Source organism: Pseudomonas capsici (assembly GCF_017165765.1).
GTDB classification, from domain to species: domain Bacteria; phylum Pseudomonadota; class Gammaproteobacteria; order Pseudomonadales; family Pseudomonadaceae; genus Aquipseudomonas; species Aquipseudomonas capsici.
Genome location: NZ_JAFGZD010000002.1, coordinates 216,093 through 230,101 on the forward strand (window position 1 = coordinate 216,093; position 14,009 = coordinate 230,101).

The 14,009-nt window shown below is 56.8% G+C and carries 15 protein-coding genes; 11 read left to right on the forward strand and 4 right to left on the reverse strand.

The genetic code is table 11. The annotated features are described in order from the left end of the window. Positions 1-3 precede the first annotated feature (3 nt). Together JSY17_RS03725 and JSY17_RS03730 are read left to right on the forward strand one after the other, a co-directional pair. Complete coding sequence (locus JSY17_RS03725; RefSeq protein WP_206400595.1) at positions 4-702, forward strand: permease; 699 nt, start codon at positions 4-6, stop codon at positions 700-702. A 112-nt stretch (positions 703-814) separates the two neighbouring features. Beyond that, a complete protein-coding gene (locus tag JSY17_RS03730) occupies positions 815-1,513 on the forward strand; it encodes a permease (protein WP_232849256.1) in 699 nt (232 codons plus the stop codon). Positions 1,514-1,543: 30 nt separating this feature from the next. Here the strand turns inward: JSY17_RS03730 and JSY17_RS03735 are convergent, their stop codons facing one another. Together JSY17_RS03735 and JSY17_RS03740 are read right to left on the reverse strand one after the other, a co-directional pair. Beyond that, positions 1,544-3,097 carry an AmpG family muropeptide MFS transporter gene (locus JSY17_RS03735; RefSeq protein WP_206400597.1) on the reverse strand — a complete coding sequence of 518 codons (1,554 nt, stop codon included), beginning with the start codon at positions 3,095-3,097 and terminating at the stop codon, positions 1,544-1,546. Between the two features lie 54 nt (positions 3,098-3,151). Beyond that, entirely contained in the window at positions 3,152-3,508 is a 357-nt protein-coding gene (locus JSY17_RS03740) for an MGMT family protein (RefSeq protein ID WP_236122685.1), read from the reverse strand. Positions 3,509-3,650: 142 nt separating this feature from the next. On the opposite strand from JSY17_RS03740, the gene JSY17_RS03745 reads away from it, so the two are divergent. Then, positions 3,651-4,658, forward strand: coding sequence for a DUF481 domain-containing protein (locus tag JSY17_RS03745; protein ID WP_201014338.1), 1,008 nt, complete (start codon positions 3,651-3,653; stop codon positions 4,656-4,658). A 70-nt stretch (positions 4,659-4,728) separates the two neighbouring features. On the opposite strand, the gene JSY17_RS03750 is transcribed toward JSY17_RS03745, so the two are convergent. Next, positions 4,729-5,487 carry an SDR family oxidoreductase gene (locus JSY17_RS03750; RefSeq protein WP_200998971.1) on the reverse strand — a complete coding sequence of 253 codons (759 nt, stop codon included), beginning with the start codon at positions 5,485-5,487 and terminating at the stop codon, positions 4,729-4,731. 125 nt (positions 5,488-5,612) lie between these two features. Here JSY17_RS03750 and JSY17_RS03755 point away from each other — a divergent pair, with 125 nt between their 5' ends. From JSY17_RS03755 to JSY17_RS03775, 5 genes are all read left to right on the forward strand, one after another. Beyond that, a complete protein-coding gene (locus JSY17_RS03755; RefSeq protein WP_200998970.1) occupies positions 5,613-6,344 on the forward strand; it encodes a HugZ family pyridoxamine 5'-phosphate oxidase in 732 nt (243 codons plus the stop codon). Positions 6,345-6,411: 67 nt separating this feature from the next. Beyond that, on the forward strand, positions 6,412-6,903 hold the full coding sequence (locus JSY17_RS03760) for an FxsA family protein (RefSeq protein ID WP_117183996.1): 492 nt from the start codon (positions 6,412-6,414) through the stop codon (positions 6,901-6,903). A 255-nt stretch (positions 6,904-7,158) separates the two neighbouring features. Continuing rightward, positions 7,159-7,452, forward strand: coding sequence for a co-chaperone GroES (locus tag JSY17_RS03765; RefSeq protein ID WP_004881479.1), 294 nt, complete (start codon positions 7,159-7,161; stop codon positions 7,450-7,452). 48 nt (positions 7,453-7,500) lie between these two features. Further along, the gene (gene groL / locus JSY17_RS03770) at positions 7,501-9,147 is read left to right on the forward strand and encodes a chaperonin GroEL (protein WP_117165866.1); all 1,647 of its coding nucleotides are present in this window, start codon (positions 7,501-7,503) and stop codon (positions 9,145-9,147) included. Between the two features lie 167 nt (positions 9,148-9,314). Further along, the gene (locus JSY17_RS03775) at positions 9,315-10,334 is read left to right on the forward strand and encodes an apurinic/apyrimidinic endonuclease family protein (protein ID WP_206400598.1); all 1,020 of its coding nucleotides are present in this window, start codon (positions 9,315-9,317) and stop codon (positions 10,332-10,334) included. Here the strand turns inward: JSY17_RS03775 and JSY17_RS03780 are convergent. Then, the gene (locus JSY17_RS03780) at positions 10,331-11,071 is read right to left on the reverse strand and encodes a phosphatase PAP2 family protein (RefSeq protein WP_206400600.1); all 741 of its coding nucleotides are present in this window, start codon (positions 11,069-11,071) and stop codon (positions 10,331-10,333) included. The two genes, JSY17_RS03775 and JSY17_RS03780, sit on opposite strands and share 4 nt — an antisense overlap. 161 nt (positions 11,072-11,232) lie before the next feature. Here JSY17_RS03780 and colR point away from each other — a divergent pair, with 161 nt between their 5' ends. The 3 genes from colR (at position 11,233) to JSY17_RS03795 (ending at position 14,004) form a co-directional block, all read left to right on the forward strand. After that, positions 11,233-11,916 carry a two-component system response regulator ColR gene (gene colR / locus JSY17_RS03785; protein ID WP_025261685.1) on the forward strand — a complete coding sequence of 228 codons (684 nt, stop codon included), beginning with the start codon at positions 11,233-11,235 and terminating at the stop codon, positions 11,914-11,916. After that, positions 11,906-13,192 (forward strand): sensor histidine kinase, encoded by a 1,287-nt coding sequence (locus tag JSY17_RS03790; RefSeq protein ID WP_117183994.1) that lies wholly within the window; start codon positions 11,906-11,908, stop codon positions 13,190-13,192. Before colR ends, JSY17_RS03790 begins: the two co-directional genes overlap by 11 nt. Positions 13,193-13,323: 131 nt before the next feature. After that, the gene (locus JSY17_RS03795) at positions 13,324-14,004 is read left to right on the forward strand and encodes a class I SAM-dependent methyltransferase (protein ID WP_117165869.1); all 681 of its coding nucleotides are present in this window, start codon (positions 13,324-13,326) and stop codon (positions 14,002-14,004) included. Positions 14,005-14,009 lie beyond the last annotated feature (5 nt).

Here is a 14,009-nt window from a genome sequence, read left to right on the forward strand (position 1 = left end):
TCTATGACTCATATAAAAGCGTGCAGTACGGAGCAGGCTTCAATTCCCTGCGTCGACACATCTGTCATGGTGTGGAGTATTAAAACAATCAACTGCCCTCCAAAGGAATTCATGAGATTTCAAATTTCTGCTATAGGGGGGATCTCTGCTTTTTTCATTTACTTCACATGGTTAATGTGGGATGCCTTGGTCGAGAATACAGGCTTGTTTATAGGGTTTGGATGTGCAACGGTCTTGTACCTTTCTTACATGATCATACTTGTTATAAGGCAAAAGACTATTTTCAACTACCGAATAAAAAAGCAATCAGGTTCTGTCGAACACTACCTGCACTACCCAGACTTCGCAGGCCCGCTCTTCAAAGGCATCGCCATTTTCACCATCCTGCTCTTTCTCGGCGTCGCGCTCGTTACCGGTTCGCTGTTATTCCTGGTCGGCCCTGCTGCCATTGCACTCGGGGCAGCCCGTACTCTATTGAACTGGGAAAATAAAATTCACTACGAGGAAAGCCTGCCCTGGGGAGAGTACAACTTCGTCACGGTGGATCGTAAACGCTCAATGATCGTCACCCACCGCACTGACACCACACTAGGATTTGAAGCCCGTTTCCCCAACAAGGAGCTGTTCGAGAAATACCTGCAATTTCTACATGCCGTCCTGCCGCCTACGGCTGAATTCACTGAAAAGGACTGGGAATGGTAGAGAGGAGTAGTCGGGGCTTATGTTGCCTAAACGAAACCTTCACGCAGCTCGAAGTCAATAAGTACAGCCGCGTCCAGGCACTGATCCTTATGCTTCCGGAATAAGAAATCGTATGACTCATATAAAAACTTGCAGCACGGAGCAGGCTTCAATTTCCTGCACCCATACACCTGTCATGGTGTGGAGCATCAAAACAATCGACTGCCCTCCCAAGGAGTTCATGAGATTTCAAACCTCCTTTATAATTGGGGCTCTTGCGCTTCTCACTTATTTTGTATGGTTAATGTGGGATATCATAACTGAGAGTGCAGGCTTTTTTATAAGCTTTGTTTGCGTAGTAGTTGCATCTTCAACCTATATGATCATGCTTGTAATAAGACAAAAGACCATCTTCAATTACCAATTAACAATCCAAGCATGCTCTGTCGAATATTTCCTTCACTACCCAAGCTTCGCAGGCCCGCTCTTCAAAGGCATCGCCATTTTCACCATCCTGCTCTTTCTCGGCGTCGCGCTCGTTACCGGCTCGCTGTTGTTCCTGGTCGGCCCTGCTGCCATTGCGCTCGGGGCAGCCCGTACTTTGCTGAATTGGGAGAATCCGATCCATCATCGAGAAACCCGCCCATGGGAGATGCATAACTTCGTCACGATTGATCGCAAGCGCTCAATCATCGTTATCCATTGCACTGACATCACCACAGGCTTTGTGGCTCACTTTCCCAACACGGACCTGCTCGAACAGTACCTGCAATTCCTGCACACCGTCCTGCCGCCCACGGCCGAGTTCATGGAGAAAGACTGGGAGTGGTAAAAAGCCCGGTTTCATGTACCGGGCTTTTGATCATTGCGGTTGGTCGGCCACGGTCTTTTCGGGCCCGTCCTGTCTGGCGGCAGTACGAATTTCCTTGCTCCACTGCAGGATGATCATCAACAAGGTCGGTACGCCCAGCAGGGCGGTAATGAGGAAGAAGTTGTGGTAGCCGAATTTCTCGACCATTACCCCCGAATAGCCGCCGATCAGGCGTGGCAGCAGTAGCATGATCGAGCTGAGCAGGGCGTATTGGGTGGCGGAGAACTTGAGGTTGGTCAGGCTCGACAGGTAGGCCACGAATGCTGAGGTGGCCAGTCCGGAGCTCAGGTTGTCCAGGGAAATGGTCAGCACCAGCATCTTCAGGTTCGGGCCCATGTCGGCCAGCAGCAGGAACAGGATATTGGTCGCCGCCGAGCTCAGGCCGCCGATGAACAGGATCGGCATGATGCCGAAGCGCACGATCAGCAATCCGCCGATGCCCGCGCCCAGCAGGGTCATGATCAGGCCGAAGATCTTGCTGACACTGGCAATCTGGTCCTTGGTGAATCCCTGATCGATGTAGAAAACGTTGGCCATCACGCCCATGACCGTGTCGGACATGCGATAGGTCGCGATCAGGCCCAGCAGGATAAAGGCCTGCCAGCGGTAGCGCATGATGAAGTCGTTGACGGGGGTCAGTACGGGGGCAAGGCCGCGTCGGCCCATGGAGGACAGACAGGCGATGGTGAGCAGGATATACAGGATGGAGCGCAGGAAGGCGCGGTCTTCCATCAGCAGGTCCATCCAGCTGCTGCCTTCGAACAGGACGCTGGCGAAATCGGTGTTGTAGAGCTGGGTGAACATGGCCGGAACGGAAACCAACAGCACGATCAGCACGAAGACCGATGCCAGCTGATGCACAAATCCATAGCGCGCCGCCGACAACTGGGTGCGCAGCGGCACGGGCGGTTCGCGCATGATGAAGGTGGTCACAAGGGCTGGCAGCATCAACAGGCCGAACAGCACATAGGTCCCGGTCCAGGCCGAGTGTTTGTAAGAGAAGCCTGTCGAGCCGAAACCTTCGGCGAAATACAGCGCACCGGCAGTGGACAACAGCGCCGCGACCCGGTAACCGGACATGTAGCTGGCGGCCAGAGCTGCCTGCTGAGTGTCCTGAGCGATTTCCAGGCGATAGGCGTCGATGGCGATATCCTGGGTCGCAGAAGCGAAGGCCACCACCACGGCAATCGCGATCAGCCATGACAGATGTTGCTGCGGGTCGCAAAAGCCCATGCCGATCAGCCCCAGCATCACCAGCGCCTGCGAGAGGACCAGCCAGGAACGCCTGCGACCCAGTTTCCCGAGCAAAGGCAGGCGCCATTGGTCGAGCAGGGGCGACCAGACCCATTTGAAGGCGTAGGCCAGACCGATGAGGCTGGCATAACCGATGGTTTCGCGGGCGACACCGGCTTCGCGCAACCAGACCGACAGGGTTGAGAAGACCAGCATGTAAGGCATGCCCGCAGCGAATCCAAGCAGCAGCAATACTAATGTCGAGGGGCTGGCATAAGCGGCGAGCGCGGCGCGCCAGGTTTTACGGGGCATGGGCTGGAAACTGCCTCAGGTTGCGAAAACAAAGGGCGCACTCTAACCGCTGTGCTACATGGGACGCCAGCCATGGCGCTGCATATCGACCCGATTGTTACGGATGGTAAGGCCTTCTGCACGCAAGCGGGCACGCTGTTCGTCACCTGAGACGCTGCCCAGTGGCAGACTCAGCCTGCCGCCAGCCCCCAATACCCTGTGCCAGGGCAGCGAAGTGCCCTCGGGTAACTGGCTCAGGGTGCGCCCGACCCAGCGTGCGGCTTTCCCCAGCCCGGCCAGTTCGGCTAATTGTCCATAACTGACGACCTTGCCCTCCGGGACCTGTTCGAGTGTGAGGTAGAGCGCAGTGCGTCGGGCCTCTGCGGGGGAAAGTCCGGCAGGATCACCCTGTTCTGAGGCGGTTTGGATCACGGTTTCATTCCTGTTTAGAGGTATGTATGTGTTTTGTTACCGGAACTACGGAAAGATCTTACGGTCATTGATACCTGACGTTGTCTTGCTGGCCTGCAGGATAATGCCCGATTTTCCGCTTAACAGAGCCTAGTAGTCGCTTATGTTGTCCAGAACCCTGTTGTGCCTCGCAATAACCACGGTTTCCACTCCACTGCTTGCCGATACCGTCTGGTTGAAGAACGGTGACCGGTTGAGCGGCACGATCAAACTTTTCGATGGCGGCAAGCTGCTCATCGAGACGCCTTATGGCGGCTCTGTGCCTCTGGACTGGAAACAGGTCAAGACCCTCGAAAGCGATCAGCCATTGCTGGTCAAGCAGGACCAGTACACAGGCGAAGTCGCCAAGTCGTTGAAGGCTGGCGATGACGGCAAGGTCGTGCTGGTCAACGGTGAAGCGCCGAAAACCGTGGAGCTGGCCAGTATCCAGCAAATCGTCAAGCCCAAGCCGGTCATCACCGACCTGGTCTGGAAGGGCAATATCGATGCCGCCCTGGATTTCCAGCGCGCCGAGAACGATACCAACGACTACAACGTGGCCTTCAAGACTTCGGCACGCCATGGTCAGTGGCGGCATAACGCCAAGGGCGACTACAACCGTGAGACAACCGACGATGCGGTCAGCACCGACAACTGGAGCGCCGAATACTCTCTGGACCGCTTCCTGACCGACAAGCTGTTCTGGGATGGGCGTATCACCTACAAGCGCGACAAGATCGAAGACCTGTCCCGTCAGCGCACCGTCGGTACCGGTCCCGGTTATCAGTTCTGGGATGACGAGCTGGGTGCATTCAAGGTGGGCGCACTGCTGAACCGTACCGACTTCGAGTTCTCCAACGGCGACAAGGAGAACTTCTATGCAGTCGCCGGTACCTGGGACTACAACCGCTATCTGGTGGGCAAGAAGTTCGAGTTCTTCACCAACGGGGAAGTGGGCAAGCCTCTGAGCGGCGTGGCCGACTATTCGATGGATGTCGAAGCGGGCCTGCGTTACAAGGTCACCGACTGGGCATCGCTTAACCTCAAGGCCGAGAGAAACATCATCAGCGGTTCGGACAATGGCGATGTCGACAAGACCCGCTACACCGCCGGCTTCGGTGTGAGCTGGTAAGAACCGGCAGATTTCCCCACGGCCTCGTCCAGCGATGCCGTGGGGAGTGCAGCCACTTTACGTACAAGATCTAGATCCGCATTGCCCCATCAAGCTCCAGAATCCTGCCGCTGTAATAGTCGTTCTCCAGAATATAAGCCACCGAATGCGCGATTTCGGTTGGCGTACCCATGCGCTTGAGCGGGATGGCCGACGTCATTCTTTCCAGTGCTTCGGGTTTCATGCTGGCGGTCATTTCCGTTTCGATAAAGCCCGGCGCAATGCCAGCGACTCTGATGCCGTAACGCGCCAGCTCCTTGGCCCAGGTCACGGTTGCTGCCGCCACCCCGGCCTTGGCGGCCGAATAGTTGGTCTGCCCGATATTGCCGGCGCGGGATATCGAAGAAATATTGATGATTGCGCCTGTACTCTTCTGCTCGACCATTTTGGCTGCCACTTCCCGGGTGCAGAGGAAGACGCCGGTCAGGTTGACGTCAATGACGGACTGCCATTGCGTCAGGCTCAGCTTGGTGATTTCACCGTCCTTGACCTTGAGCAACAAGCCGTCGCGCAGGATTCCGGCATTATTGATCAAGCCATGAATCGGGCCGAAGTCTTCGGCTATCTTTGCAACGGCGTCCGTTACCTGCTCTTCACTGGCGACGTTGGCCAGATAGGCCCGGGCTTCCACACCCTGCGCCTTGCAGGCTGCGACGGTCTGGTCGAGCTTTTCCTGGTTCAGGTCCACCAGCGCCAGATTGACGCCCTTGGCTGCCAGATACTCTGCCATTGCCCGGCCCAGTCCCTGACCGCCACCGGTAATAATAATTAACTTGTTTTTCAATTCCATGTGCGTGCCCAATCTCTAAGCCAATGCCGTGGCACCACTTACCATGGATGCCATTCACAACACTTTATAAGCTGTTTCAGAGCGTTCGTCTTTATTTCGACGAAAACGTTATAGGGAGTCACAGGATGAGCGCGAAAGCCTCTAAAAATGCCCGGGAGTTGCTGCTCAAGGAGTACCGCTCGGTGTTGTCCACCCATTCCAGCTCCATGCCGGGCTTTCCGTTCGGTTCGACAGTGACGTATTGCCTGGACGAGCAGGGCTGGCCGCTGATTTTGATAAGCCGCATTTCCCAGCACACCAAAAACCTGATCCAGGACCCGAAGTGTTCCCTGCTGGTGAGTGAGCGCGAAGCCGATTATGCCCAGGCAGCAGGGCGTCTCACGCTGCTGGCCGAGGCCCGCAAACTGACCGACCCGCAGGCCATCGAAGCGGCTGCCCGTCGCTATTACCGCTTTTTCCCCAAGTCAGAGAGTTATCACACCGCGCATGATTTCGATTTCTGGGTGCTCGCTCCAGTGCGTTATCGCTACATTGGCGGCTTCGGGGCTGCTTACTGGTTCGATAATGTCGCCCTGGCCAACCCGTTCTTCGGGGATGTCGAAGCCCGCATGATTGAACACATGAATGACGACCACGCCAATGCCATTGCCCATTACGTGGCCTTGTCGGGCCTGCCGCAGACCGAGCCTGCGCAAATGGTCGGTCTCGATGCCGAAGGCATGCACCTGCGCATTGGTCACGGTATCCACTGGCTGGCATTCGTCGAGCCCTGCAATACGCCGACACAAGTGCGCGAAGCCTTGGTTCATCTGGCCCGCGTGGAAAAATGGCCGCTATCTGAAGAGCAAAAGGCTTGAATTAACGATCTTCTGACATCACATACGGTCTACTTGGAAGGCATTCTTCCTTAGAGGAACTGATTTGATGCGTGTTTTTCTGCTGCTCTTTCTACTTTTTCCGGTGCTGGAGCTGTTTATTCTGGTGCGGGTCGGCATGTCCATCGGCTTTCTGTGGACCTTCCTGCTGGTGCTCGGCACATCGGTGCTCGGATTGTTCGTGATGCGCGTGGCGGGGTTTGCCACGGCGTTGCGTGCCCGTGAAAGCCTGGCCCGCGGTGAGCTTCCTGCCCAGCAGATGCTTGAAGGCCTGATGATCGCCGTCGGTGGCGGTCTGCTTCTGCTGCCGGGCTTCATCAGTGACATCCTGGGTGTGATCTGCCTGTTGCCGTTCACTCGTCGCATGCTGGCCGACAAGTTGCGTCAGCGAGCCGAGAATCAGGCCATGCGCCAGCGAGCGTTCGCCGAGGACATGCATCAGGCCAGTCAGGGGCCGACAAACAGCCGTCCCGGCGCGATTCACCAGACTGCCCGCGAGCCCGATGTCATCGAAGGCGAGTTCGAGCATCGCGACAAGTAACCGGCGTAACCTGTCTGCACGGCACCTTCGGGTGCCGTTTCCGTTTCAAGTGCCTGTCCATACGAAAAAAAATCCTGATCGAGACTTGTAATCACCTTGTCCGCCCTTATGTATGGGTCACCGCAAGGTTTCTGGCCTGTAAGCCAGACCGTATTCTGCGGTTCGCTCGTCGAACCGTGACCGGCAAGACCGGATTTTTAAAACCCCGCCGGTGTATTCACCGAGCGCTCTAAAACCATAATCAGGAGATCGACAATGAAGCTTCGTCCTCTGCATGACCGCGTCGTAATCCGTCGCAGCGAAGAAGAAACGAAAACTGCCGGCGGTATCGTGCTGCCAGGTTCGGCTGCTGAAAAGCCTAACCGTGGCGAGATCGTCGCTGTAGGTACCGGCCGTGTGCTGGATAACGGTGAAGTACGTGCGCTGGCCGTGAAAGTGGGTGACAAAGTAGTGTTTGGCCCTTACTCCGGTAGCAACACTGTGAAAGTAGACGGCGAAGACCTGCTGGTGATGAGCGAGAACGAAATCCTCGCTGTCATCGAAGGCTGAGAAACCCGCTGATTTCCGTCACGACAAAGTATCCAAGGAATAAAGATCATGGCTGCTAAAGAAGTTAAATTCGGCGATTCTGGCCGCAAGAAAATGCTCGCTGGTGTAAACGTCCTGGCTGACGCAGTAAAAGCGACCCTGGGCCCGAAAGGCCGTAACGTGATTATCGAGAAGAGCTTCGGTGCTCCTCTGATCACCAAAGACGGTGTTTCGGTTGCCAAGGAAATCGAACTCAAGGACCGTTTCGAGAACATGGGCGCGCAACTGGTCAAGGACGTTGCTTCCCGTGCCAACGACGACGCCGGTGACGGTACCACCACCGCTACCGTTCTGGCTCAGGCCATCGTCAACGAAGGCCTGAAAGCCGTCGCTGCCGGCATGAACCCGATGGACCTCAAGCGCGGTATCGACAAGGCGACCCTCGCCATCGTTGCCGAGCTGAAGAAGCTGTCCAAGCCTTGCACCGACACCAAAGCCATTGCTCAGGTGGGTACCATCTCCGCCAACTCCGACAATTCCATCGGCGACATCATTGCCGAAGCCATGGAAAAAGTGACCAAAGACGGCGTTATCACCGTTGAAGAAGGTTCGGGTCTGGAGAACGAGCTGTCTGTCGTGGAAGGCATGCAGTTCGATCGTGGCTACCTGTCCCCGTACTTCATCAACAAGCCGGACACCATGGTTGCCGAGCTGGACAGCCCGCTGATCCTGCTGGTCGACAAGAAGATCTCCAACATTCGCGAAATGCTGCCGGTTCTGGAAGCAGTCGCAAAAGCTGGCCGTCCTCTGCTGATCGTTGCCGAAGACGTCGAAGGCGAAGCCCTGGCGACTCTGGTCGTGAACAACATGCGCGGTATCGTGAAAGTTGCAGCCGTCAAGGCTCCAGGTTTCGGCGACCGTCGCAAGGCAATGCTGCAGGACATCGCTGTCCTGACCGGCGGTACCGTTATCTCCGAAGAGATCGGCCTGAGCCTGGAAAGCACTACCCTGGAGCACCTGGGTAATGCCAAGCGCGTTGTGCTGAACAAGGAAAACACCACCATCATCGACGGCTCCGGCGTCAAGACCGACATCGACTCGCGCATCGCCCAGATTCGCCAGCAGATCGGCGACACCAGCTCCGACTACGACAAGGAAAAACTGCAAGAGCGTCTGGCCAAGCTGTCTGGCGGCGTTGCAGTGATCAAGGTCGGTGCCGGTTCCGAAGTCGAAATGAAAGAGAAGAAAGCCCGCGTTGAAGACGCCCTGCACGCTACCCGTGCAGCCGTTGAAGAAGGCGTGGTTCCTGGCGGTGGCGTTGCTCTGGTTCGCTCCCTGCAAGCCATCTCCGAGCTGAAAGGCGACAACGCCGATCAGAACGTCGGTATCGCTCTGCTGCGTCGCGCTGTAGAAGCACCTCTGCGCCAGATCGTTGCCAACTCCGGTGACGAGCCAAGCGTTGTCGTCGACAAGGTCAAGCAGGGTTCGGGTAACTTCGGTTACAACGCTGCTACCGGCGAATACGGCGACATGATCGAGCTGGGCATCCTGGACCCGGCCAAAGTGACCCGCTCTGCTCTGCAGGCAGCATCCTCCATCGCCAGCTTGATGATCACCACCGAAGCGATGATCGCTGACGTGCCTGAAGACAAGCCAGCGGCTGGCGGCGGCATGCCAGACATGGGCGGCATGGGTGGCATGGGCGGCATGATGTAAGCCAGCCTTACCCTCAGCGACACCACGAAGAACCCTGCCTAGTGCAGGGTTCTTTGTTTTCGGGCTTCTGTCACTCGATGCCATACAGCTAAAAAGCCAGTATGGATGGCGAACGCTTTTACCTGCCCGAGAGTCTGACCACCATTCATTCGGATTTCAGGATTGCCATGTCCACTGCTCGGATCGGTTTTGCATGCCAGTATCGTCACCCCCAACGCAACCTGTCTGCTGGCGAGTTGAAAACCATTGAAGCGGCCTTGAACCCGCGCACTACCACTTTGCGCTGGATGGAAAGCGTCGCACCCGAAGTCGCGCATGCCAAACTGGTGGAGATCATCGAGCACAACCTCGAAGCCCAGTTGCGCTTGCTGGCTTACGTGGCGACCTTGCCTGATGCCCTGAAAATGTTGCGACTGAGCAGTGACCTGTTGCCGTTCTACAGTCACCCGAAAGTCTGCGCGTTCTATCGTCAGCCGCACATTCAGTCGATGCTGATCAAGGGCTTTGCCGCTATTGGTGCTGCGGCGCGTGCTGCCGGAATCCGGTTGTCCATGCATCCGGGTCAATATTGCGTGCTGGGGTCCGACAAGCCTGAAGTAGTCGAGAACAGTCTGGCCGAATTCGAATACCACGCCGACATGATCCGCATGATGGGCTACGGCCGGCAGTTTCAGGATTTCAAATGCAATATCCATATCGCCGGTCGTCTGGGTGCCGAGGGTATTCGCTCGATCTGGTCACGTCTGTCGAAAGAGGCTCAGAACTGCATCACTTTCGAGAACGACGAAAAAACCTACGGCGTGGACGATTGCATCGGGCTGGCCGATCTGGCACCGGTGGTTCTGGATGTGCACCACTGCTGGATCCATGAAGATGACTACATGCCTGCGCAGTCGCCTCGAGTGGCGCGCATCATCGAAAGCTGGCGTGGCGTGCGTCCGACCATGCATTACTCTCAGCCTCAGGAGCGTCTGCAGGAGCTGGGTTTTACCGCCGAGCAGAAGCTGGAAATGGACTCGCTGATGCAAGTCCTCTCCAAACGCGACCTCTATGGCCACAGCGACATGATGTGGAACCGCTGGACCAACGAGTACGTGACCGGATTTCTTGACCGCTTCGACGTCATGTTCGAGTCCAAGCACAAGAACGTGGCCACGCTGGATTACTACAACCAGTACATGACTTAAGGTTTCGCCAGCAGGCTTTGCTCTGCCTGGATGCTTTTATCCGGCCTGTAGAGGATGAAGTAATACGCGCCCAGGCAGATCAGCCAGCAGAACACCGCTGTCCAGACGTTGTGCGAGAAGAAGTGCGCGCCTTGCAGCATACGGCCGACGGAAAAGATCGATCCCAGACTCAAAGCCAGTACCAGTCCGGCTTTCGCCAGGCGTGGCTTGCGATCGCGAAACATGAAGAACAGGGCGAACAGAGTAAAACCGGTCGCCGCATGGCCGCCCGGCCAGCAGCGGCCCGGCTTGTCCGTTTCAGGGCGTGAAGCGAGCAGTTCGCTGTAGGTTTCCTTGCCGCCAAACTCCGTGAGGCTCCAGGGACATTGCACTGAAGTGATGACTTTCACCGGCGTCACGAATCCGGTCGAGAGCGCCATGGACAGCACCAGACAGCCCAGTTCACGGCGCCACGGCATCAAACGCCCGACCTTGAACGAGGCCGCGAACAGAAGCATGGAGACGACAGCCAGGCCAATGACGACCTGTTTGGCGCGGTCATGCAGAATATCTTCGAGAAAATGGCTGTGCCTGCCGATGAAGTCGCCTGCCACCGGATCATAAACCAGACGGGCGAGATCCATGTCCAGGGAGGTCAGTTCCAGCAGCATGAGAGTCAGGGCTGTTGCAAAGGGAATACCCAGATAGATCCAGAGATTGAGCGGGCGAGAGTGTGGCAGGGTTGCAGGTGTCGACATGTCGAATCCAGTTCAATTGCAAAGGCCCCGACGGCTGTTACGGGGGACGCGGCAGTTTCTGCCACCGTTGGTGAAAAAAACGTAAAGCCACGCGGTACTGGCCCTGAGGCTGACTTCGCCTTAAGCTGCGCCAGCCTAAATTGCATATGAGAGTGCCTACCATGCGAATTCTTCTGGTCGAAGATAACCGCGACATCCTGGCCAACCTTGCCGATTATCTGGGTATGAAAGGCTATACCGTCGACTGCGCGCAGGATGGCCTCTCTGGATTGCATCTGGCCGCAACCGAGCACTATGACCTGATCGTGCTCGACATCATGCTGCCCGGTATCGATGGCTATACCCTGTGCAAACGTCTGCGCGAAGATGCGCGGCGTGATACGCCAGTGATCATGCTCACCGCACGGGATCAACTGGATGACCGCTTGCAGGGCTTCCGCTCCGGTGCCGACGACTATCTGCTCAAGCCTTTCGCGCTTTCCGAGCTGGCGGCGCGTATCGAGGCGGTGCTGCGCCGGGCTCAGGGGGGAGGGCGGCGTACCCTGCAGGTGGCCGATCTGGTCTATGACCTCGATACGCTGGAAGTCACCCGTGATGGCCGCATGCTCAAGCTCAACCCGGTAGGCCTGAAGCTTCTGGCGGTCCTGATGCAGAAGAGCCCTCATGTGCTGCGCCGCGAGGTTCTTGAAGAAGCCTTGTGGGGCGACGATTGCCCGGACAGCGACAGCCTGCGCAGCCATGTGCATCAGTTGCGCCAGGTGATCGACAAGCCTTTCCCCAAACCGCTGCTGCAAACCGTACATGGTGTCGGCTATCGTCTGGCCGAGGGCAAGGATGGAGTTTAAACAGAGCCTTGCCCAGCGGATCATCATCGCCTTTGCCCTGATGAGTGCGCTGGTCGCCGGATCCTTCGCTGTAGGGATCATTTCCACGGTTCACCTGGTTGAGGAAAAACTGATTTCCGCAGGGCTTGGAGGGGATCTCAATCGCCTGATGCTGATGGACAGCGTCAGCGACTGGAGCCATCGTCCCAAGCCGGACCAACTCTTCTACTTCAGCAACGGGCCGGGCGATTTCGACCTGCCCAAGGACCTGCGCCATCTCGAGCCGGGTTTTCATGAGGTATTTCGTGGTCCCTTGTCCTACCACGCCATGATCGAAGTGGTAGATGGCAGGCATTACGCCTTGCTGCAGGACCAGAGCGACTTTGAAGAGCGCGAGCGTATCCTGTTCGCCGTCGTACTGGTGGGGTTCGTCCTGGCGCTGGCGCTGGCCGTATTTCTGGGCTGGGTGCTGGCCCGGCGCGTCATGGCACCGGTGGTGCGTCTGGCCCGGCAGGTTCGCCATCGCGATCAGCTATTGGGACTGGCACCGCCATTGGCCCCCGATTATGCCGCTGACGAAGTCGGCGAGCTGGCTGTTGCCTTCGATGCCACCCTCGGTCGTCTCAGGCAGGCGCTGATCCGGGAGCGAATGTTTACCAGCGATGTCAGTCATGAGCTACGCACGCCTTTGATGGTGCTCGCCAGCTCCTGTGAATTGCTGCTGGAAAACCCGGCCCTCGATCAGCGGGCCAGAAGGCAGGTGGAGCGTATTGCCAGGGCGTGTGAAGAAATGCGCGATCTGGTGCAGACCTTCCTGATGCTGGCCCGAACCCAGCGCGAGGATCCTGCCATGACGCCACGTGCCACTCTTGGTGCCGTTGCCGAGCAACTGGTCGCCTTGTGGCGTGGACCGATCGAAGGCAAGGGCCTGCAACTGATCTACAACCCGCCAGAAACCGACCAGACTACCGAGGTGCGCTACAACGCTACCTTCCTGCATGCGGTGATGGGTAACCTGCTGCGTAATGCGCTGCATTACACCGACCATGGCTTTATCGCCCTGACCTTGCTGGAAGACGGTTTTATCGTGGAGGACAGTGGCGTCGGTATTCCCGAAGAGAAACGCGAAGCCATGTTCGAGCCTTTTGTGCGGGGCAATGAGCAGCGCGGTGAAGGCCTTGGCCTGGGGCTTTCGCTGGTGCAGCGGATCTGTGCGAATCAGGGCTGGAGTGTAGGGCTTACGCCCATGGAGCCCCATGGCTGCCGGTTCAAGGTGAGTCTGGTGACCAAGTCCTGATGGGGCAGAAGTGACTGTAATATCTTGAAATGTTCTCTGATCACAGAGAACATTTTTTTCACATCTGCATGACTTGATGATGACAGGCTGTTGGTTAGTCTGGCTGCAACATGACTCATGAGATGCCTCCCATGAACAAGCGCATCGAACTCGAGTTCTCGCGCAAATACACCAAAGATCATGCGCGGCAGTATCTGGAAAAACATCAGAACGGTCTGTCGCGCAGGCTGTCTCACTATCGCGATGAGCAACTGGCCAGAAAGGCCCTGCATTTGGCGGGCGACCCTGGGCTGGTACTTGATCTGCCTTGCGGTGCCGGTCGTTTCTGGCCTTTGCTGGCTGAAAAGAACAACCGCTCCATCATCGGCGCCGACAATTCTGCCGACATGCTCAATACCGCAATCGAGTCTCAGCCTGAGCATGTGGTGAAAAGGGTACAGCCTTTGCAGACATCTGCATTTGCGATCAACCTGCCCGAAAATGCCGTGGACAGCATCTTCTGCATGCGCCTGCTGCACCATGTTGGGCAGGCCGAGCATAGAATGTCTCTATTGCGGGAGTTTCAGCGGGTTACGCGTGACAGCGTGATTGTTTCATTGTGGGTTGATGGCAATTTCAAAGCCTGGAAACGCAAGCGCCTCGAGCAACATCGACAGCGCAAAAGTGGGGCTGAAAGTTACCAGAATCGTTTTGTGTTACCGGTCGAAACTGTCGAAGCCGAGTTTGAGACGGCGGGTTTCCGGATTCAGGAACGTATGGATTTCTTACCGTTTTACGCCATGTGGCGAGTCTATTTACTGCGTAAAAGGTAGTCCCG